Below are 19,272 nucleotides of genomic sequence, written 5' to 3'. Positions count from 1 at the left end.
TCCGGGGGGGTGGGGGGCTTACGGGCCTGCGGAGGGGGGGGCTTACGCGGCTGCGCGCCGGGGGGCGTCGGTGCTGCCCCCGACGCGCAACCCCGGCGCGCTACCTGCCGCCGAGCACGGGGCGTTCGGGCTCAACCGCGCCGCCACGGAGGTCGGTCGGGACAGTCGGCTGGGAGTTCCGCGCAATGCACGATGACACCGGGGAGGCGTCGGTGCCGGGCATTGCGGTCATCCCGGGGCGGGTTTCGCCGACTGCGGCTGGGCCGCTGGTCCCTTGTTCCGTGAGCGGTGCGGGAGGCCGTTCGCCCCCTGCGGGTACTCGGCTGGCTGCCTGTCCCGCGCGCGTCGCCGATTTGGGCGGGAGAGTGGCGACGCGCGGCGGAACGGGCTTGGGTGGGTGACCGCCGGACTCGGGGAAGAGACGAGGACCGGGCAGGCCACGGGTGGTCTGGAGAACTAGTCCGCCGCGACGAGTTGGCGGACAAGCCGATCGTGCGACGGTTCGTTCAGTGCGTCGGACAACGCGTCCTGCACGGTGCGCGACTGCGGGATGTGCCAACCGCACACCTCGGGCTTGACCCGCCAGTGCACGACGCCGTGCTGGAACGGGCTGGGCGGCAAGGTGATCCAGTCGCCCTCGCCGTGGAAGGTGATCGCCGGGTCGGCGGCCAGCTTGGCGCTCAGCGCTTTGCCGGACCGGGTAAGGAAAAACCACCGACTGTCCGGGGTGGCGATGATCGGCACCGGCATGCCCACCGACCGCAACACCCGCGCGGCGCGGCGGCCGAGGTCGTAGTCGACCTCGATGGCGTCGTAGCCTGCACCAGTGGCCAGCAGCAAGCTGTAGGGCTTGCCCGCCCACCAGGTCGCGACCTGCTCGGCCTTGGTGCCGATGCGCTCTTGCCAATCGCGGTGCACCGGAACCGGTCCGGTGTCGTCGATTCCGTCGCGGCCCGCCCAGTGCGCGCCTGCCGGATAGGTGCCTGGCAGAACCGGCCAGCCCCGGAACGCGAGGCCGATCGCCTCCGCTCGAAGCTCCACACGGAACGCTCTCCGCCAGCTATCCGACCTTCCGGTGTCCAACATCTCGGGTAGAGCCTCCTCGGGGTGCGGCGCCGGGTTCGGCGCCCTGCAACAGACTTAACGGCACCGACCGTGCCGTGCGTAACTTGCAGTCGACAACTGGTCGCTTTGGCAAGCCGAGTGAAATGCGAGGTGACGAGCGGCTGAAGCCCAGGCGACCGGTCACCGACCGCCGCCGCCTCACCCCGCCGAGTAGCGCCCCCGCGGCTCGCGCTCCGTCGGCAAGTCCGCCGAAGTCGGGTCTACCAGCGAGAACACGGCCGGTCACGATGAGTAGCAGGCGTCCTGGGCGTCGAACTGGACAAATGCGGGTTGCCGTTCACCGTGTGTGGCCGACCGCTCGACCGTTGCCGACCGGTCCCGCCCTCGCCGACGCGTGCGCCGGACCGAATCCCGCGAGCGGCCCAGGCGGCCCAGCGGCGACGCGCACTGTCACATCCCATCCCCGCAGGTGACAGTCGACCAGGTCGACCCGCATCCGATCGGCCACCCACCGGGCCTTGTCACAGGCGAACCGATCGCCGGACAACGCTTGTGTCGCCGCCGAGAGGGCCGCCAGATCCGCGGCGCTCTCGGCCCGGTGCCGGGTGACCACCGCCGCCCCGATGCAGGCGATCACCGTGACCAGCGCGAGCAAGGCGGCGATCGCCCCCGCCGCCCACACCGTGGCGAACCCGTCGTCCGACGGCGGCTGCTTCATTGCTGATCACCCCCTTCGGCAACGGCCCCAGGCTCGGCGACCGCGTGGGCGTCGGCCCGCAGTCGGACCCCCGGCAGCAGACCGCCCACCGGGACCGCCGACACCTCGACGGACACGGTGTCGCCGGTCCGCCTGATCCGAATCTCGGCACCCCGCGGCGCGATCTCGCCCGCCACGACGTGCGCCCGGTCCGGCTCACCACGCGCGACGAGGCGAGCCGCTTCCCTTGCCGCGTCGACACAGCGGATCTGGTCGACCACCGCGCTGAGACCGCCGATCGCGAGGGCGAGCACGAGAGTCAGCCCGCACAGCGCGATCGCCGCCTCGACGGTGACAGCACCCCGGTCCGACGCGCACGCCGGTGTTGTTGATGGCGGTGCCGTTGATGGCGGTCCCATCACGTGTCCATCGACAGGGCGCGCTGAATCAACGCGTCCAAGCCGCTGAGCACGGCATCGCTGTTGACCAAGGCATAGAGGACCGCGGCGAACGCGGCGGCCACAACGGTGCAGATTGCGTATTCGACGGTGGTCATGCCGTCGTCGGGAGCGAGGAACTCGGGCATGCGGAGGCGGGAAAACGGAAACATCGGGACTCCATTCGGTTCGTGTGGGTTGGTTAGAGGGCGATCGAGAGTTGCCCGGCCAGGCCGATGACGACCGGCAGGACGCCCAGGCAGACGAAGGCGGGCAGGAAACACAGCCCCAGCGGCCCACTGATGAGCACGGCGGCGCGCTGGGCTCGGGCTTCGGCGGCGTCCTCGGCCCGCTCGCGGACCGCGGCCGCCAACGACCGGGCGACACCGGCGAGCGCGGCCCCGGACCGCGCGGTGCGTCTGGCGCCACGGGCCAGTGCGGCCGTCTCGGGGCAGTCGAGCGCACCCGACCATGCCTGCACGGGGTCGCCGCCGAGTGCCAACAGGTCGGCGGTGTCCCGCAGGGCGATCGCGGGCCGTTCCGGGAGATCGGTCGCCACCGCCCGGATCGCCGCAGGCACCGGCAGTCCCGCCCGGAGACAGGCCGCGAGCAGGTCCCACGTCGCGGCCAGCGCCAGATCGTCGCCAGACGAGGGCCGGGGCCGCAGACTCCTGGTGACCGCCCACCAGGCCGCCAGGGCCGCGACGAGCCCCGCCACGGGCCCGACCAGCACCCCCGCCAGAGTCCCCGCGGACAGCCCGGCCACCAGCGGTAATGGTGGCCGTCGTCGCGGGCGAACCGTGGCCGCGCCGGTGAGCCGGGCCAGCCGACTCCGGTCCGGTCGGTGGGGAGACCAGAGCAGCATCGCCATCGCGAGCAGAACGAGCGCCGCCGTCATCGGAACACCGCCCGCCCGGTCAGGCGAGCCGACCAGACGACACCGGCGCACACCAGTCCGACGCCGATGACCAGCAGCACCTGTCCCACGACCGTGTCGGACAGCACCCGCAGCGGCGCGGCACCGGACGCCTCGCCGAGCAGGATGCCGAGCAGCGGGAGTCCGGCGAGCACGGTGGCGCTCGCCCGCGGGCCCGCCATCCGGGCGAGCACTTGACGGGCGAAGCGCACCCGCTGGTCCAGATCCGCCCGGACGGCGTCGAGCACGTCCGCCAATGGCAGCCCATGGCGCCCGGCCAGTCGCCATGCCCGCCCGAGTTGCCCGGTGACGTCGGCGAGTTCGGGCGCCGTGTCGCCAACGGCGTCGCCGACCTCACCACCGAGTCGCACGGCGGCCGCGGCCGCGCGCAACGCCGCCGCCGCCGCGGGCTCGGCGTCGGCCGCCGCGGCATCGGCCGCGTCGGCCGGATGCGCCCCCACCACCAACTCGGCGACAAGGGACCGCAGTGCCTCGGCGAGCCCGCCCACTGCGGCGAGCGTGGCGGCCAGGCGTCGGCGGTCCCGATACCTGCGCCAGCCGGTGATTCCGATCAACGTGGCCGCGACAGCGCCTCCTGGACCGAGCGCGAGCCAGCCGACCGCGGCCGACAGCGCGGCGATCACCGGGGTGCCCGGTCTCGGCAGCCTGCGCCGGGCTCCGCGGCCATCGCGTCGAAGACCCCGAAGCCGCCGGGCGGCGACATCGGCTGGCCACACGACCACACCAGCGGCGAGCAGCAGTACCGGAACAGTGAGCATCACCCACCACCTCTGATCGCCGCTCGGCGCCGAGCACAGACCAACAACGGAAACCCTTGTCCCACAACGTGTCCAGCACCGACTAGCAGGCTCCGCAGTGGACGACAGGGCGTCAGCATCGCTCACCCCGAAAGGAGGGCGGCAAGGCGATGCCTCGGTCGTCCAGGAGGTCGGTGAGGCCGGTTCGTGCGGCCGCCCAATGCCCGTCCGCCCAAGCGGGAGCTACGGAGACAGAGGTCGAGGTGCGGCTGAGGACTCCGATCTGGGTGAGCTTGCGGGCACCCGACGGGGTGCGGCGCATGTGCAGGACGACTTGGATCGCGGCGGCAGCCTGACTGTGCAGTGCGTCGCGGCCGAGACCTCCCAGGGCGGCAAGAGCTTCGAGGCGGGCGGGGACTTCGGCCGGCGAGTTCGCGTGGACCGTGCCCGCGCCGCCGTCGTGGCCGGTGTTGAGGGCGGACAGGAGCTCGCACACTTCGCCGCCTCGGACCTCGCCCACGACGATGCGGTCGGGACGCATGCGGAGCCCTTGGCGGACAAGGTCGCGCAAGGTCACCTCGCCCGCGCCCTCGATGTTCGGCGGGCGCGTGACCAGGCGGACGAACTGTGGATGGTCGGGCTGCAGTTCACCCGCGTCCTCGACACAGACGATGCGTTCGGTGACCGGGACTTCGCCCAGGAGCCCGGAAAGCAGGGTTGTCTTGCCTGATCCCGTTCCGCCCGACACGAGGAACGCCAGCCGGGCGGCGACGATGGCGGTGAGCAGGTCGTGGGTCGGGCCGTCGAAGGTGCCGAGGCGGCGCAGGTCGGCGAGGCCGTGCGCGGCCGGGCGCAGCACCCGCAAGGACAAACACGTTCCGGCCGCGGCGATCGGCGCCAGGACGGCGTGCAGCCGAACCCGGCCGGTGGCCGCCGAGCCGGGCAGCCAACCGTCCACACAGGGCTGTGCGTCGTCGAGCCTGCGTCCCGCGGACATCGCGAGGCGTTGGGCGAGCCTGCGAACGGCGTCCTCGTCCGGGAACCGCACGTCGGTGCGCCGCAACCCGTGCGCGCCGTCGATCCAGACCTGGTCGGGCGCGGTGACGAGGATGTCGGTGGTGGCCGGGTCGCGGAGCAGCGGATCGAGCGGCCCCGCGCCGACGAACTCCTGCCGAAGCAGCGTCAACGCGTCGAGGACATCGTCGTGGCCCACCACGCCGCCCGCTTCCGCACGTACGGCGGCGGCGACCACGGCCGCGGTGATCTCGGCATCCCGCCCCGCGAGCCGCTTGCGCACCCGCTCGACAAGGTCACTGGCCATCAGGCACTCCGCTACGACTGGACGCCGCTGGATGAGAGGTGAACATCTGGATTCCTTAGGGCTGCTGATGAATGGGCGGTGACATGTGTCCGAAATGGATTCCGGCAGGCGCGCGCCGGCTAGGGTTGGCGGGCGGATGGGACGCGGGGTGAATCCGGCAGGGCGCGCAAGACCGCTCGCGCGGCGCGACCCAGTGGGCTGCGCGGACGCAGCCGGAAGGTGCCGTTGTCGAGGGACTGCGACAGTGCGGCGTCGGGGCGGATGCTGGCCAGCAGCGGAAGGCCGACGGCGGCGGCGACGTCGATCGGGCTGAGGCGGGTCCGGGCGGGCCCGCGGACCACGACCTCGGCACGGACGCCGCGATCGAGCAGGTGGGTGGCGACACGGCGGGCCGCGGCGCAGGCGCGGACCTCCGCGGGGAGCACCACGACCGCCAGGTCGGCCCGGTCGAGCGCGATGTGGGCCACCTCGCCCGGCGACCGGGGGACGTCGCAGATGACCGTTTCGCCCGCGCGCTTTCCCGCCGCCACGACGGCGGCAACCGCGTCGGGACTTGGGCCTTCGCCCTCGCGGGCACCGGAGAGCAGGGTCAGCCGGGCGTTGCCTTTCGTCCGACCGGGAAGTGCGGAATGCAGGCTGGACACCGGAACCCGGCCGGACTTGAGGCGCAGGTCCGGCCAGCGCAGACCCGGTTGCTCCTCCGCGCCGAGCACCAGGTCCAGGCCGCCGCCGAGTGGGTCGCAGTCGACGAGCAAAGCGTTGTGGCCCAAGTCGAGGGCGGACAGGCCGATGGCGGCCGCGAAGACCGACGCGCCCGCGCCGCCGCGGCCACCCATGACCGCGACAACCCGGCCGACCTGGCCCGCGGGCGCCTCGATGGCGTCGGCCAGCGCACCGACGAGCCAGGATTCCCCCTGGGGCAGGGTGAGAACGCGCTGCGCCCCGAGGGAGACCGCAAGCTCCCAGGTACTTGCGGGCGGCGTCCCGGAACAGACCACGACCACCGACTCGCGCCGTGGCAGGGCCGCGGTCAGACACGCCCGCGCGGCGCGTTCGTCCAGCAGGACCAGGGGTGCGCCGTGCCACCGCGCACGAATGTCGGTCACGTCGGCCGCGCGTTCGATCGCGCAGCCCGCGGCGGCAGCCAGCCGGAGCACTTCGTCGAGCAGTGTGTCCTCGTGCACGCAGGCCACTGGTCGGCTCATCTGGGCCGGCCTCCCTCGGGATCGGGCGGCCGGTGTTCGGCCGCTGTGATCACCATCGGGGCGGGCGGGGGCGCGGGCAATCCCCCTGCTCAAACTGTGGATGGTTGGCGGCTATGTGGACAACCGAGGGAATCCGGGGGCGTCACGGACCGGAATTGTCGGTGGGTCAAGGCAAGCTGGGCGGGGGCCGCCTCGGGCGGAAAAGGGACGACCCCCGCCAGGGGGGAGGGGCGGGGGTCGTCAGAGGTTCAGCCCCGGGGGGTCGGGCTGAACCGTCCCGGCACGAAGCCGGGTACCGATACTGTATCCCCTCGCGCGGGTCTGGTGGCTACATACAGCCGAAGACGCCCTGTCCTACTTCCACAGTGCGCCGTTCGAGGCCCGAACCCTGCGCCATCCGGGTCATGCCCGCTCCTATGCTGGCGCCGTGACCGACTCCGACCGGACCGACGATCCGCCCGCACCGGGCCGGGTCGCGGCGTTCTTCGACCTCGACAAGACGGTCATCGCCAAGTCCAGCGCGCTCGCCTTCAGCAGGCCGTTCTTCCAGGGCGGCCTCATCAATCGGCGCGGCGTGCTCAAGAGTGCCTACGCCCAGTTCGTCTTTGCCTCCTCCGGCGCCGACGCCGACCAGGTCGAGCGAATGCGCGCACACCTGACGTCACTGTGCGAGGGGTGGGACGTCGAGCAGGTGCGCTCGATCGTGGATGAGACGCTGCACGACATCGTCGATCCGCTGGTATACGCCGAAGCCGCGGAACTCGTCGCCGAGCACAAGTCGGACGGACACGATGTCGTGGTCATCTCGGCGTCCGGCGAGGAGATCGTGGCGCCGATAGCGGAGATGATCGGGGCGACGCACAGCGTGGGAACCCGGATGGTGGCGGCCGCGGGCCGCTACACCGGGGAGATCGCCTTCTACTGCTACGGCGCCAACAAGGCGGCCGCGATGCGCGAACTGGCCGCGCGACACGGCTACGACCTCGCCGCGAGCCACGCGTACTCCGACTCCAGCACCGATCTGCCGATGCTGGAGGCGGTAGGGCACCCGGCGGTGGTCAACCCGGACCGGAGCCTGCGCAGGCTCGCCGCCGAGCGGGGCTGGCCGGTGCTGAGTTTCACCAAGCCCGTGTCGCTGCGGTCGCGGTTCCACGCGCCGTCGGGCACCGCCGTCGCCGTCACCGCGATCGGGCTCGGCGCGGTCGCCACAGCCGGGGTCGCCTGGTACGGGTTGCAGCGCCGACGTCGACACTGAGAGATTCTCGGTCAACCACAAGGGATTTCCGGTACACCCGGGTGGCGGTACCGGCACCGGATCGGGCTGCGTAAGCGCAAACGCCGACAGATGACACTACGCGCACAAACCGCGTCAGTCGACGCCTTCCGAGGTCTTTACCGGTGCACCCGAAAGTGCCCTTGAAGTGACCTTCCTCACTGGGTACAAAGGAATTGCGGACTTCGAGTCGGCCAGGGACAGAGCGAAGAGAAGCTCCGATCCACCCCGGGCGAACTCCGTGCGCGAACACCGAGCACCCACGCGCAGCACGCCGCGGGAGGCATGTCGTCAAGGGACTGCGTACCGGGACGCCGGACGCCGAGGCCAGGTAGGTACGACACAGTTGCACGCTTGGTAACTCGAGTGTTCGCGCGGATGGTTTGGGCGGTCCCGCTCTTCGGAGCGGGGCCGCCCAATCCGCGTTTCGGCCCCAGTTGTCCACAGGTCCGAGGCACCTCGTTGACCTGACGACTGTTACGTGAGTAACTTCCAGGTGAGGTTTGTTCTTGGTGAACAAATTTCGACCCGATTCCCCACCTGGTCGATCTGGAGGCGTGGTGCCCACTCCCCGCACGCTCCGGCGGACGCTGACCGCGACGCTGGCTACCCTCGCCACCGTGGCCTCTGTCGGCACGGCCGCGGCCGCCGCTCCCGCACCCGGGCCGAACGCCCAACCCGGCCCGGAGCAGGCGCCTGCCGCGTTGACCGACGCGGCGCTGCGCCGGATGCCCCTGGAGCAGAAGGTCGGGCAGTTGTTCGTGGCCACGGTCTGGGGCAAGTCCGCCGACGAGGCGCACCCGACCAACCTGGCCCGCTACGGCGTCGACACGGCCGCGCAGGTGGTCCAGCGCTACCAGGTCGGCGGCGTCATCTACTTCAACAACAGCGGCACCGACAACGTCGACAACCCGACGCAGCTCGCCGCGTTCTCCAACGGCCTGCAGCGGGCGGCGATCACGGCCGCGCCGCACCTGCCGCTGATCGTCGCAATCGACCAGGAGGGCGGCAACGTCACCCGGGTCGAGGCGCCCGCCACGGAGTACCCGAGCAGCATGGCGATCGGCGCGGGCCGCAGCACCGCCGACGCCCACACGCTGGCCACCGTCAACGGCCACGAACTGCGCGCGATGGGCGTCAACCAGAACTTCGCGCCGGTCGCCGACGTGAACTCGAACCCGCTCAACCCGATCATCGCCGCGCGCTCGTTCTCCGCGCGGCCCGACCTCGCGAGCGACATGGTGGCCGCCGAGGTGCGCGGCTACCAGGCCAGCGGTAGGCCCAGCGAGACGGTGTCGTCCTCGGCGAAGCACTTCCCCGGACACGGCGACGCCGCCACCGACAGCCACACCGGCCTGCCGGTCATCACCCGCAGCGCCGAGCAGTGGCGAGCGGTCGACCTGCCGCCGTTCCGCGCCGCGATCGACGCGGGCATCGACTCGATCATGACCGCGCACATCCAGTTCCCCAGTCTGGACCCGTCCGGCGTGCCTGCCACGGTGTCGCGGCCGATCATGACCGGCCTGCTCCGCCAGGAACTCGGCTACCGGGGCGTGATCGTCACCGACGCGCTCGGCATGCAGGGCGTGCGGGACATGTTCGGCGACGCCGAGATCCCCGTGCTCGCCCTGGAGGCAGGCGTCGACCAGCTCCTGATGCCGCCGGACCTCAACCTCGCGAAGGAGTCGGTGCTGGCCGCCGTTCGCAGCGGCAGGCTCACCGAGGCGCGCATCGACGAGAGCGTGCGCCGCATCCTGGCGCTCAAGTGGAACCGCGGCATACTGACCCGGCCGTTCGTGAACGAAGGCGCTGTCGCGACCAAGGTGGGCGTGCCCGCGAACAAGGCAGCCATCCAGCGGCTCACCGACCGCACGGTAACCGTCCTGCGCAACGACGCGAACCTGCTGCCGCTGTCCGCCGCCCCCGCGAAGGTGCTGGTCGCGGGCATCGGCGACACGGTGAACCAGGCCAACTCTCCCACCGCGCTGGCCACGAGCCTCGGCGTGCGCGGGTCCACGGCGACAGTCCTACCGACCGGTACCAAGCCCAACGACGCCAAAATCGCCGAGGCGGTGGCCGCGGCCCAGGGCGTGGACGTGGTAGTCCTGCTGACCAACAACCTGTCGGGCAACCCGACCCAGCGCACGCTGCTCACCAGGCTGCTGGAGACCGGCAAGCCGGTGGTCGCGGTGGCCTCGCAGGTGCCCTACGACGCGGGTTTCGTGGCCGCGCCGACCTGGGTGGCGACGTACTCGTGGCGCGCGGTGTCGATGGAGTCGCTGGCCAAGATCCTGCTCGGCGAGGTGTCGCCGCGCGGCAAGCTCCCGGTCGACGTGCCGTCGGGCAGCGACCCGAGCACCATCCTGTATCCGTTCGATCACGGTCTGACCTGGTAGGGGCGTAATGGACAGGCGACGATTCCTCACCGCGTCGGCGCTCGCCGCGCCGCTGATCACTGGTGCCGCCGCGTTCCCCGCGGCCGCACAGCCCGCCGAGACCCAGGGCCGGGGCCACGGGCGGGTCACGCCAGGCGCCGACGTGCTGGCTGCCCAGGGCTGGCGGTCCCTGGCCGGGCGCAAGGTCGGCGTGGTCTCCAACCCGACCGGGGTGCTGCGCGACGGCACCCACCTGGTCGACTCGATGGCGGCCGCGCAGATGCGCCCGGTGGCGGTGTTCGGACCAGAGCACGGGTTCCGCGGCACCGCGCAGGCGGGCGGCTCGGAGGGCGACTACCTCGACCCGCGCACCCAGATCCCGGTCTACGACGCCTACGGCGCCACCGCGGCCAAGCTGGCCGGGCAGTTCGCCAAAGCGGGCGTGGACACGGTGGTGTTCGACATCGCCGACGTCGGCGCGCGGTTCTACACCTACATCTGGACGATGTACACGGCCATGCACGCAGCCACGATCATCGACGCCGCGTTCGTGGTGCTCGACCGGTCCAACCCGGTGGGCGGGGCCGCGTTCGGCCCGCGGCTCGACCCGGCCTTTGCCTCCGGGGTCGGGCGCAAGCCGATCGTCCAGCAGCACGGCATGACGGTCGGCGAGCTGGCCAGGCTGTTCGACGCCGAGTTCCTGCCTGCCGACACGGGGGGCAAGCGCTTGCGAAGCCTGGAGGTCGTGCGGGTCCGCGACTGGCGGCGCGACGAGCTGTTCGGCGAGACCGGGCTGACCTGGGTCCTGCCGAGCCCGAACATGCCGTCCGGGCTCACCGCGCTCGCGTACCCGGGCACGTGCCTGTTCGAGGGCACGGTGCTCTCCGAGGGCCGCGGCACCACTCGGCCGTTCGAGATCATCGGCGCGCCCGGGATCGACTGGCGGTGGGCCGAGGAGCTCAACGCGCTCGGCCTGCCCGGGGTCCGGTTCCGCGAGCACTACTTCGCGCCGACGTTCGGCAAGTTCGTCGGGGTCGCGTGCGGCGGCGTGCAGGTGCACATCACCGACGAGCGCCGGTTCGAGGCGATCCGCACCGCGGTGTCGATGCTGGTGACCGCGAAGCGCGTGTTCCCGGGGGTGTTCGGCTGGCGGCCGGACAACTTCGTCGACAAGCTCTCCGGCTCCGCCCGCCTGCGCACCATGATCGACGCGGGCGCCGACGCGGCCGAGGTCATCGGCGCGTGGGAACCGGAGCTGGCCGAATTCCGCAGGCAGCGTCAGCCGTTCCTGCTGTACCGATGAGGTGGGGGAGATGGCCAGGACAACTCGGATGTCGGCCGCACTCCTGGCCGTGGCGATCACGGTCGGGGGCAGCGCGGTAGCGATGGCGCAGGAGCCGGTGGCGACGGGCGGGTCGGAGGGCCGGTTCGACCGGCCCCACCACGGCTTCGCCCCCACGAGGACCGTCCTGCGAGCGGGTCCGCCCGAGTCGGTGGGGCTCGACCCGGTGCCGATCGCGGCGGCCGACCAGGCGATCGCCGCGTGGACGAGACCGGCGCCCACCACCGGACGGCCGCTGTTCGCGGGGGCGGTCTCGCTGCTCGTGCACAACGGCGTGGTGGTCCACCGGAGTACGGCTGGTCAGGCTGTGCGCTACACCGACGCGGCGGGCACGGAACTGCCCGCCGACCAGCAGGTGCCGATGGCGCCGGACACCATCTTCGACATGGCGTCGGTGAGCAAGCTGTTCACCTCGCTGGCGGTGATGTGCCTGGTCGAGGACGGCCGGGTGCGGGTGGACGAGTTGGTGGCGGCCTACCTGCCCGAGTTCGGCGTGAACGGCAAGGAGTCGATCACGGTCGAGCAGCTCCTGACGCACACCTCCGGGCTGGAGCCGTTCATCCCGCTGTGGCGCGACTGGCCGGACAAGGCCGCCCGGATCAAGGCGGTCATGGACCGGACGCCGAAGAGCCCGCCGGGAACCAAGTACGTCTACTCCGACCTCAACCTGATCACCCTCGGCGTGCTGGTCGAGCGGCTCAGCGGCCGCCCGCTCGACGCGTTCCTGGCCGAGCGGATCACCGGGCCGCTCGGCCTGGTCGACACCGGCTACAACCCGCCCGCGGACAAGCTCGCCCGGATCGCCGCGACGGAGTTCCAGGCGGCGCCCGCGCGGGGCATGGTGCGCGGGCAGGTGCACGACGAGAACGCCTGGTCGCTCGGCGGCGTCGCCGGGCACGCCGGTGTGTTCTCCACCGCGCGCGACCTGTCCGTGCTCGGGCAGACCATCCTCAACGGCGGCAGCTACGCGGGCAGGCGGGTGCTGCGCCCGGACACCGTCCAGACCATGCTGACCGACTACAACACCGAGTTCCCGGGCAACGCCCACGGCCTCGGTTTCGAGCTGAACCAGCGCTGGTACATGGGTGGCCTGGCTGGGCCTCGGACGGCAGGCCACACGGGGTTCACCGGCACCTCGCTGGTGCTCGACCCGGCGTCGCGGTCGATCGCGATCCTGTTGACCAACCGGGTCCACCCGTCGCGGAGTTGGGGCTCGATCAACCTGGCCAGGGAGACGCTGTCGACCGGGCTGGCGAAGGCGCAGGCGGTCCGGCCGCGGCACGGACCGGACGCGTGGCACTCCGGGTTGGGCGACGCGGCGACGGCGACCCTCACCACTTCGCCCCTCGCGGGAGCCGGTGAGCTTCGCGTCACATTCGACACGTTCGTGGACACCGAGTCGAGTGACCCACTGGTGCTGGAGTCGAGCACCGACGGCAGCACGTGGCAGACGGTGCCCCTGCGGGCTCGCGGCCACGACGCGCCCGCCGGTGAACAGCAGGTTCTGGCTGGTGCGGGGCACCGCACTTGGTGGAAGGTCAACGCGACGGTGCCCGCCGCCGAGTTGATCACACTGCGCTGGCGGTTCGCCACGGATAGTCGTTACACCGGTCGAGGAGTCTACCTAGATCGGATAGTCGTAACCGACGGTGATCGAATGCTGCTTAACGGTGAGAAAGAACCCCACCTGTTGCACCCACAAGGGTGGCAGTCTCGAACTCGTTGACGGTCAGACGCTAACAATCTGCTCCCTACCAGCGATTCGTTGAGCAAGCCCCCACCAGGGGCGACTAGCGCTGCGGACACATTTGGGTAGCGTTGCCACCAGATGTCACGCATCGCCTTGTACTACCCCTTCACTGTTAGTAAGTTTCCCACGTGAGTGCGAGTCAAATGACAGCAGAACACAGCGCGTCAAGAGAGCACGAGTCGAGCCCGTTGGTCCGCATTCGCTCGTTGCTTCCGGGCCTGGCCCGAGCCGAACAGCGGGTTGCCAAGGTCGTACTCGAAAACCCGTCCACCGTTGCCCGACGCAGCATCACCGAGGTAGCTGAGGCCGCGGGCACCAGCGAGACCACGGTGACCCGGTTCTGCAAGGCGATCGGCGTCGGGGGCTACCCCGAACTGCGGATCGCGCTTGCCGCCGACACCGCTCGATCCGAGATGCGGGCCGACCGCGATCTCGGCGGCGAGATCGAGGCCGACGACGACCTCAAGACCGTGGTCGGCAAGGTCACCTTCGCCGACGCTCGCGCGGTCGAGGAGACCGCCGAGCAGGTCGACATCGATGTGCTCGCCCAGGTGGTCGCGGCCGTGGCGAAGGCCGGGAGGGTCGATGTCTACGGCGTCGGCGCGAGCGCGTTCGTCGCCGCCGACCTGCAGCAGAAGCTGCACCGGATCGGCCGCGTCAGCTTCGCCTGGAACGACACGCACATCATGCTCACCTCGGCCGCGGTGCTGAACCGCGGCGATGTCGCGGTCGGCATCTCGCACACGGGCGCGACGACCGACACCGTCGAAGCGCTGCGCGTGGCGCGGGCACACGGCGCCATCACCGTGGCGCTGACCAACTACCCGACGTCGCCGATAGCGGACGTCGCGGACCTCGTGCTCACCACGGCGGCCCGCGAGACCACGTTCCGCTCGGGGGCGACGGCGAGCCGGATCGCGCAGCTCACGGTCGTGGACTGCCTGTTCATCGGCGTCGCCCAACAGCACCTGGACCAGTCGATCAAGGCGCTCGACTCCACCAGGGACGCGGTCGGGCCGCATCGCATGGAGACCAGGCACGACGGACGACGCAAGGCCAGGGAGACCGGGAAATGATCCGGGGTGCGCGGATTCGCTACGCCGGGGAGGGAGCCGCGAGATGACCGTGCCACGACAGTCGGTGCATGTCGACTCTCCTACGGAGCGAAGGAATCCGCGCACCACCGAGATCGACCAGATGTCCACATTGGACATCCTGCGCATGATCAACGCCGAGGACCAGCTCGTCCCCGACGCGGTCGCCGCGGTGTTGCCGCAGCTCGGCCGCGCCGTGGACGCGGCAACCGAGGCGCTGCGCACCGGAAAGCGCGTGCACTACGTCGGCGCGGGCACCTCCGGCCGCCTGGCCACGCTCGACGCGGCCGAGCTGGCTCCGACCTACAACATGCCCGACGACTGGTTCTTCGTGCACCACGCGGGCGGCTCGTCCGCGCTGCGCAACGCCGCCGAGGGCGCCGAGGACGACGACTCCGCGGGCGCCACGGAGCTGGCCCGCAACGCGCGGGCGGGCGACTTCGTGCTGGGGCTGACCGCGTCCGGGCGCACGCCGTACGTGCTCGGGGCGCTGGCCGCGGCCCACGACCTCGGCGCGACCACCGCCCTGGTCTCCAACAACCCCAACGCCACCCGGAACTCCGCCATCGACCTGGTGATCGCGGTCGACACCGGGCCGGAGGCGATCTCCGGGTCGACCAGGATGAAGGCCGGGACCGCGCAGAAGCTCGTGCTGACGGCGTTCTCGACCGCGGTGATGGTGCAGATGGGCCGCACGTACTCGAACCTGATGGTGAGCATGCGGGCGACCAACGCCAAGCTGCGCGGGCGCACCCTGCGCATCCTGCGCGAGGCCACCGGCATGGGGCACCAGGAGTGTTCGGCGGCGCTGATGGAGGCGCACGGGGACCTCAAGGTCGCGATGGTGCACCTGCTGTCCGGTGTGGACACTCGACGGGCGACAACGGCGCTGGCGCAGACCAACGGCCACGTCCGCCGGGCACTGGGCCTACTGAACGCCCACGCCATCTAGCCCACGCGGGCCACCTTGCGATGGCTAGCTTGCGATGGCGGCGTCCGCGATGCTCGACGCCTCGCGTGCGCCTGCCTCGACGGCCGCGCAACTGAAGATGATCCACGCCGCCACGCCGTCCGGGTCACCGGAGGCGAAGCCGTCGGCGGCCGCGCGGTAGTGCTCGGCGCGGCGCAGGTAGCAGACCTCCGGCACCGCGAGGCCCTTCGGGTCCAGGCCGGTGCCGATGAGCGTCAGCCGCGCGGCGGCGCGGGCCACCACCCCGTCGGCGCTGCCGAACGGCGCGAGGGTGAGCAGCTCGCCGTGCACGACGGCGGCGACGACCGGGCCGGGCACCTTCGTGCCGCCCGCCACCAGCCCGGCGAGCAGATCGAGCCTGCCCGCGACACCGCGCCCGGCACGCGGCCTGCCCAGCGACTCGGTGGACACCAGGTCCGCGGCGGCGAGCACGTGCAGCTTCGCCAACGCCTGCATCGGGGCGCGCTCCCAGGTGGACAGCAGCGGTCCGAGCGCTTCGGCGACCCGCAGCGCCCCGGCCAGCACCGGATCGCTGACCTCGCCCGCATCCGGGATCGCGGGGTCGCCGCCGTCGAGCATCGCGGACGCCCGTGCGGCGCGCACCGACGCCTCGGCCGAGGTGGCGGGCCAGCCGCGTCGGTTCGCCGGATGCCGATGCACCTCGGCCACCGACTCCCGGGCGGCACGCACGGCGTCCTGGACGCCGGGGAGGTCGAGCAGTCGCGCCAGTGGGTCGGTCACTCGCCGGACAGTACCGGAGGCGCGCGGGTGCCACGGCGACCGGCCACAGGCTCCACATCGGACACTTGACGATCCGAATAGGACAGTCCGAAGACTAGTTGGGGCCGAGGGTGTGCTCGCGCACCGAGCGCGGCGCGGGCAGCGGCGTCGACGGCATGATCTCGATCAGGTTGCGCCCGTTGTCCTTGGCCCGCGCCAACGCCTGATCCGCGTGTTCCTGCAACGTGTCGAGGTCGGTGCCGTGTTCCGGCGACAGCGCGAGGCCGCCGGAGATGGTGAATCCGCCGACCAGTTCGGTGCGCCCGCCCGCGGCCTTGGTCAACTCCACGGTCATCGACTCGACCGCGGTGCGGATGCGTTCGGCGATGGCCCACGCGTCGGCGCGGGTGGTGCTGGGCAGCAGCACGGAGAACTCCTCGCCGCCCCACCGGCAGACCAGGTCGTCGTGCCGGACGCTGGTGCGCAGTACGGCGGCAAGCGCCTTGAGCACCTCGTTGGCGCCGAGGTGGCCGAGCCGGGAGTTGACCTGCTTGAACCGGTCGAGGTCGAACATCATCACGGCTGTCTGCCGGTGCCTGGCCTGGTCGGCGACCAGCGCGAGCGCGGCGGCCGGGTTGAAGCCGCGGTGGTTCGCGAGGCCGGTCAGCGGATCCTGCAGCGCGTCCGAGGCCAGCCGGTCGCGTTCCTGCTCCAGTTGCTCGATGCGCTGCGTGTGCCGGGTGTAGCCGATGACGACCACGACCAGCGCGAAGAGCAGCAGCCCGTACCCGACGCCCGCACCCCAGGCCGCGATCAGGCCGAGACACAGCGTGATCGCCAGGTCGGCGTTCTCCTTGCGGTTGCCCAGGATCGACTCCCACGACGAGCCGCCGCGCAGGCCGCGGGCGACGCCGATGACGATCGTCTGCGCGGCGTAGTAGATCGCGAACGCGGCGGCGACCGCGGCGGCGGCGAAGAGCACCTTCGAGGCCGGGACGTCGCTGCCGCGAATCCAGTCGTGCACGCGGGTGGCCTCGGCCAACGCCTGCGCGGCGAGCGCGGAGGAGGTGATCGCGGCCGTGGTGAACAGATAGCGACCGGGCGGCTTGCGCGCGATGAAGTAGCGGCGCAGTCGGATGATCAACACGAGTCCGACGACCAGGGACGGGGGCAGTACCAGTGCCCCGGCACAGGTCCACACTCCCGTGTGGTCGATGTGCTCACTCGACAGGTGGGCCGCGCGGCGGCGTTCTTCGGCGGGCCGCGTCGCTTCCATGTGGAGGATCGCGAAACCCGTGAGCAACGCGAACAACCGCAGCGACGTGTGATCCGGCACACCGCCGGTGATGCAGCCGTACAGCGCCCAGCCGAAGACACCCGCTTCGCAGGCCAGGATCCAGGCGAATCCGGCACGCGTCGTGTGCGCGAAGAGGTCCATCGCACGGATTCGCCGCGCCAGACCCATACCCGGCAAGCGGCGCGGTGGGGGACTTGTCAGACTGGGCATTGTCCCCCTTTGCAACAGACGAGACACTGGACCTGCCCCACTATGTGGGGAGATCCGGTCCACTCGGACCCGAAACGGAGGTAGCACCGTGCGGAACCGTGAGTACTGAGCCGAATGGACGGAGTCATTGCTCCGTATGCCGTTCCAGCGTTCCGCACAGCCGAGGAGGAAGCCGCGATGCGCAACCGTGAGTACTGAGCCAAAGTCATGCCAACGCCTCCTTCGGTACCGGCGACCTCCCCTGGTGCCAGATGAAGCCCGCTACCGCGCAGCCTATGGTGCCCACCACTCCCGCCAGCGCAATGGTCAGTGCAGCAGAGCCGAACCACTCGGTGAGCAACCCTCCGGCGAGCACGGAGAGTCCTTGGCCGGCACGCAATCCGGTGCGCACCATGCCTGTCGCGCGGCCGGTCACCTCATCCGGCAGCAGGGCGACATAGGCCGATTTGGCCAGGATCTGGTACGCGGCACCGAGTCCCGACACCGCGAGCAGCACGGCCGCGAGCACTGGATGCGGTCGTGCGGCGAAGAAGACCAGCGCGCCGAGGCACACCAGCGACAGCGGTGCGATCAGGGCGTGCTGCGAGGCAGTCGAACGACCCGAGCGGCAGAACACATAAGCGCCGAGCACAAGGCCGAGCGGGTCGGCGGCGAGCAGCAGTCCGATTGTCCACGTGGGAGCGCCGAGTTCGTCGGTCAGCGGGACGATCAATCCGTGCGGCAGCACGGTCAGCGCCGCGAGCAGCGATAGCGCGGCGACCGCCCGCCTGCGACGGTCCGGGCGGAGTAGTCCTTCTGCGACAGTTGCCGTAGTGCGTGCCGCCGGACGGCGGAGCAGGCCGAATCGCAATAGTGCTGACGCGGCAAGGAATGTGACCGCGTCGAAGAGCAATGCCGGGGTCGTGCCGAGAAATCCGACCACCGCGGCGGCTCCGGCCAGGCCGACGAGTTGGCCGACTTCGCGCAATGTGGTCAGCCGGGCCTGCCCTGCCGCCAGATTCTCGTTGCCCAGGATCACCCTGGCCTGCGCGGTCTGCGCGGCTTTGAACGGCGCCTGGGCGGCGGCCTCCAGGGCGACACAGGTGGCCACCAGCGCGATGGGTGCGCCGGGCACCGCCATCGCGGCCACGAGCAGCGCCTGGACGAGCGTGCACCAGGCCATGACCTCCCGCCGCGGAAACCGGTCGGCCAGGCCGGACAGCAGCGGGCCCGCGATGACGTCGGGCAGGAAGGTCAGCGCGTAGGTCAGCGCGGTGAGTGCGGCTGACCCTGTTCGCTGGTAGACGAGCACCGATATGGCGACCCTCGCCAACTGGTCGCCGGCGACGGACTGCGCCTCCGCGATCCAGAGGGCGCGGAACTCCGAACCGGACAGCGGTGAACCTTCACCAGCACCACCCATTCGACTGTCCCCCACTAGCGGCAGCTACTCCCGATCGGTCACCGATGACCACGTTACGTCTTCACCAGGCTACTTTCCGCAGAATCAGATGAGCACAGCCGAACGGAGCAGAGTCCCCCCAATCGGCCGAACGCACCAGACGGCAAATTGGTCTGGACCTCCACGGTTGAAGTGTCGAGCGGCGGCGCGTCGCACTAGATTCCTGATCGATACCCGGCCGCGCCCCGCACGGAAAGCCGGCTCATCCATCGAGGAGGCCACGTCCATGACCGAGCAGTCCGGCCAGAGTCCGACGAGTGAGAGCGGGTCGACCGAGAGCAGGGTGTTCGCGCCGTCGGCGGAGTTCGCGGCGGCGGCGAATGTCACCGCGCAGGCCTACACCGACGCCGCGGCGGACCGGGAGGGATTCTGGGCCACCCAAGCCGAACGCCTGACCTGGG

General features: G+C 71.1%; 17 protein-coding genes. 6 read left to right on the top strand and 11 right to left on the bottom strand.

Annotated elements, in window-relative coordinates; all coding sequences use genetic code 11:
* Positions 1 to 456 precede the first annotated feature (456 nt).
* The 8 genes from ACT4N7_RS23760 to ssd all read right to left on the bottom strand — a co-directional run bounded on the left by ACT4N7_RS23760 (position 457) and on the right by ssd (position 6,399).
* Positions 457 to 1,086, bottom strand: coding sequence for a bifunctional DNA primase/polymerase (locus tag ACT4N7_RS23760; protein WP_444831048.1), 630 nt, complete (start codon positions 1,084 to 1,086; stop codon positions 457 to 459).
* A 316-nt stretch (positions 1,087 to 1,402) separates the two neighbouring features.
* Positions 1,403 to 1,783: an Rv3654c family TadE-like protein gene (locus ACT4N7_RS23755; protein WP_444831047.1), complete on the bottom strand. Its 381-nt coding sequence runs from the start codon at positions 1,781 to 1,783 to the stop codon at positions 1,403 to 1,405.
* Positions 1,780 to 2,181 carry a TadE family type IV pilus minor pilin gene (locus ACT4N7_RS23750; protein ID WP_444831046.1) on the bottom strand — a complete coding sequence of 134 codons (402 nt, stop codon included), beginning with the start codon at positions 2,179 to 2,181 and terminating at the stop codon, positions 1,780 to 1,782. The genes ACT4N7_RS23755 and ACT4N7_RS23750 overlap by 4 nt, the downstream gene beginning before the upstream one ends.
* Positions 2,181 to 2,372 carry a DUF4244 domain-containing protein gene (locus ACT4N7_RS23745; protein WP_444831045.1) on the bottom strand — a complete coding sequence of 64 codons (192 nt, stop codon included), beginning with the start codon at positions 2,370 to 2,372 and terminating at the stop codon, positions 2,181 to 2,183. The genes ACT4N7_RS23750 and ACT4N7_RS23745 overlap by 1 nt, the downstream gene beginning before the upstream one ends.
* Positions 2,373 to 2,401: 29 nt before the next feature.
* The gene (locus ACT4N7_RS23740) at positions 2,402 to 3,097 is read right to left on the bottom strand and encodes a type II secretion system F family protein (RefSeq protein ID WP_444831044.1); all 696 of its coding nucleotides are present in this window, start codon (positions 3,095 to 3,097) and stop codon (positions 2,402 to 2,404) included.
* A complete protein-coding gene (locus ACT4N7_RS23735) occupies positions 3,094 to 3,894 on the bottom strand; it encodes a type II secretion system F family protein (RefSeq protein WP_444831043.1) in 801 nt (266 codons plus the stop codon). The genes ACT4N7_RS23740 and ACT4N7_RS23735 overlap by 4 nt, the downstream gene beginning before the upstream one ends.
* A gap of 112 nt (positions 3,895 to 4,006) precedes the next feature.
* Positions 4,007 to 5,194, bottom strand: coding sequence for a TadA family conjugal transfer-associated ATPase (locus ACT4N7_RS23730; RefSeq protein ID WP_444831042.1), 1,188 nt, complete (start codon positions 5,192 to 5,194; stop codon positions 4,007 to 4,009).
* 119 nt (positions 5,195 to 5,313) lie between these two features.
* On the bottom strand, positions 5,314 to 6,399 hold the full coding sequence (gene ssd / locus ACT4N7_RS23725) for a septum site-determining protein Ssd (RefSeq protein ID WP_444831041.1): 1,086 nt from the start codon (positions 6,397 to 6,399) through the stop codon (positions 5,314 to 5,316).
* A gap of 427 nt (positions 6,400 to 6,826) precedes the next feature.
* Between ssd and ACT4N7_RS23720 the strand changes: the two genes are divergently transcribed.
* From ACT4N7_RS23720 to ACT4N7_RS23695, 6 genes are all read left to right on the top strand, one after another.
* Positions 6,827 to 7,654, top strand: a complete 828-nt coding sequence (locus tag ACT4N7_RS23720; RefSeq protein WP_444831040.1) for an HAD-IB family hydrolase — start codon at positions 6,827 to 6,829, stop codon at positions 7,652 to 7,654.
* Between the two features lie 578 nt (positions 7,655 to 8,232).
* Entirely contained in the window at positions 8,233 to 10,068 is a 1,836-nt protein-coding gene (locus ACT4N7_RS23715) for a glycoside hydrolase family 3 protein (protein WP_444831039.1), read from the top strand.
* Positions 10,069 to 10,075: 7 nt separating this feature from the next.
* Positions 10,076 to 11,350: an exo-beta-N-acetylmuramidase NamZ family protein gene (locus tag ACT4N7_RS23710; RefSeq protein WP_444831038.1), complete on the top strand. Its 1,275-nt coding sequence runs from the start codon at positions 10,076 to 10,078 to the stop codon at positions 11,348 to 11,350.
* 10 nt (positions 11,351 to 11,360) lie between these two features.
* Positions 11,361 to 13,115, top strand: coding sequence for a serine hydrolase (locus ACT4N7_RS23705; protein WP_444831037.1), 1,755 nt, complete (start codon positions 11,361 to 11,363; stop codon positions 13,113 to 13,115).
* A gap of 167 nt (positions 13,116 to 13,282) precedes the next feature.
* A complete protein-coding gene (locus ACT4N7_RS23700; RefSeq protein ID WP_444831049.1) occupies positions 13,283 to 14,215 on the top strand; it encodes a MurR/RpiR family transcriptional regulator in 933 nt (310 codons plus the stop codon).
* 43 nt (positions 14,216 to 14,258) lie between these two features.
* A complete protein-coding gene (locus ACT4N7_RS23695; RefSeq protein WP_444831036.1) occupies positions 14,259 to 15,185 on the top strand; it encodes an N-acetylmuramic acid 6-phosphate etherase in 927 nt (308 codons plus the stop codon).
* A 24-nt stretch (positions 15,186 to 15,209) separates the two neighbouring features.
* Here the strand turns inward: ACT4N7_RS23695 and ACT4N7_RS23690 are convergent, their stop codons facing one another.
* From ACT4N7_RS23690 to ACT4N7_RS23680, 3 genes are all read right to left on the bottom strand, one after another.
* On the bottom strand, positions 15,210 to 15,944 hold the full coding sequence (locus tag ACT4N7_RS23690) for an oxidoreductase (protein WP_444831035.1): 735 nt from the start codon (positions 15,942 to 15,944) through the stop codon (positions 15,210 to 15,212).
* 94 nt (positions 15,945 to 16,038) lie between these two features.
* On the bottom strand, positions 16,039 to 17,361 hold the full coding sequence (locus tag ACT4N7_RS23685) for a GGDEF domain-containing protein (protein WP_444831034.1): 1,323 nt from the start codon (positions 17,359 to 17,361) through the stop codon (positions 16,039 to 16,041).
* A gap of 274 nt (positions 17,362 to 17,635) precedes the next feature.
* Positions 17,636 to 18,832 carry an MFS transporter gene (locus ACT4N7_RS23680; RefSeq protein WP_444831033.1) on the bottom strand — a complete coding sequence of 399 codons (1,197 nt, stop codon included), beginning with the start codon at positions 18,830 to 18,832 and terminating at the stop codon, positions 17,636 to 17,638.
* Between the last annotated feature and the right edge of the window lie 440 nt (positions 18,833 to 19,272).

The organism is Actinokineospora sp. (assembly GCF_052390155.1).
GTDB lineage: Bacteria > Actinomycetota > Actinomycetes > Mycobacteriales > Pseudonocardiaceae > Actinokineospora.
Note: the sequence above shows the minus strand (reverse complement) of the source record. Positions and strands in the feature narration are given on the sequence as shown.

Excerpts from the sequence above, each read along its gene's own strand:
- ACT4N7_RS23760 (WP_444831048.1), bottom strand. The coding sequence starts at position 1,086 with ATGTTGGACACCGGAAGGTCGGATAGCTGGCGGAGAGCGTTCCGTGTG.
- ACT4N7_RS23755 (WP_444831047.1), bottom strand. The coding sequence starts at position 1,783 with ATGAAGCAGCCGCCGTCGGACGACGGGTTCGCCACGGTGTGGGCGGCG.
- ACT4N7_RS23750 (WP_444831046.1), bottom strand. The coding sequence starts at position 2,181 with ATGGGACCGCCATCAACGGCACCGCCATCAACAACACCGGCGTGCGCG.
- ACT4N7_RS23745 (WP_444831045.1), bottom strand. The coding sequence starts at position 2,372 with ATGTTTCCGTTTTCCCGCCTCCGCATGCCCGAGTTCCTCGCTCCCGAC.
- ACT4N7_RS23740 (WP_444831044.1), bottom strand. The coding sequence starts at position 3,097 with ATGACGGCGGCGCTCGTTCTGCTCGCGATGGCGATGCTGCTCTGGTCT.
- ACT4N7_RS23735 (WP_444831043.1), bottom strand. The coding sequence starts at position 3,894 with ATGCTCACTGTTCCGGTACTGCTGCTCGCCGCTGGTGTGGTCGTGTGG.
- ACT4N7_RS23730 (WP_444831042.1), bottom strand. The coding sequence starts at position 5,194 with ATGGCCAGTGACCTTGTCGAGCGGGTGCGCAAGCGGCTCGCGGGGCGG.
- ssd (WP_444831041.1), bottom strand. The coding sequence starts at position 6,399 with ATGAGCCGACCAGTGGCCTGCGTGCACGAGGACACACTGCTCGACGAA.
- ACT4N7_RS23710 (WP_444831038.1), top strand. The coding sequence starts at position 10,076 with ATGGACAGGCGACGATTCCTCACCGCGTCGGCGCTCGCCGCGCCGCTG.
- ACT4N7_RS23705 (WP_444831037.1), top strand. The coding sequence starts at position 11,361 with ATGGCCAGGACAACTCGGATGTCGGCCGCACTCCTGGCCGTGGCGATC.
- ACT4N7_RS23700 (WP_444831049.1), top strand. The coding sequence starts at position 13,283 with ATGACAGCAGAACACAGCGCGTCAAGAGAGCACGAGTCGAGCCCGTTG.
- ACT4N7_RS23695 (WP_444831036.1), top strand. The coding sequence starts at position 14,259 with ATGACCGTGCCACGACAGTCGGTGCATGTCGACTCTCCTACGGAGCGA.
- ACT4N7_RS23685 (WP_444831034.1), bottom strand. The coding sequence starts at position 17,361 with ATGGACCTCTTCGCGCACACGACGCGTGCCGGATTCGCCTGGATCCTG.
- ACT4N7_RS23680 (WP_444831033.1), bottom strand. The coding sequence starts at position 18,832 with ATGGGTGGTGCTGGTGAAGGTTCACCGCTGTCCGGTTCGGAGTTCCGC.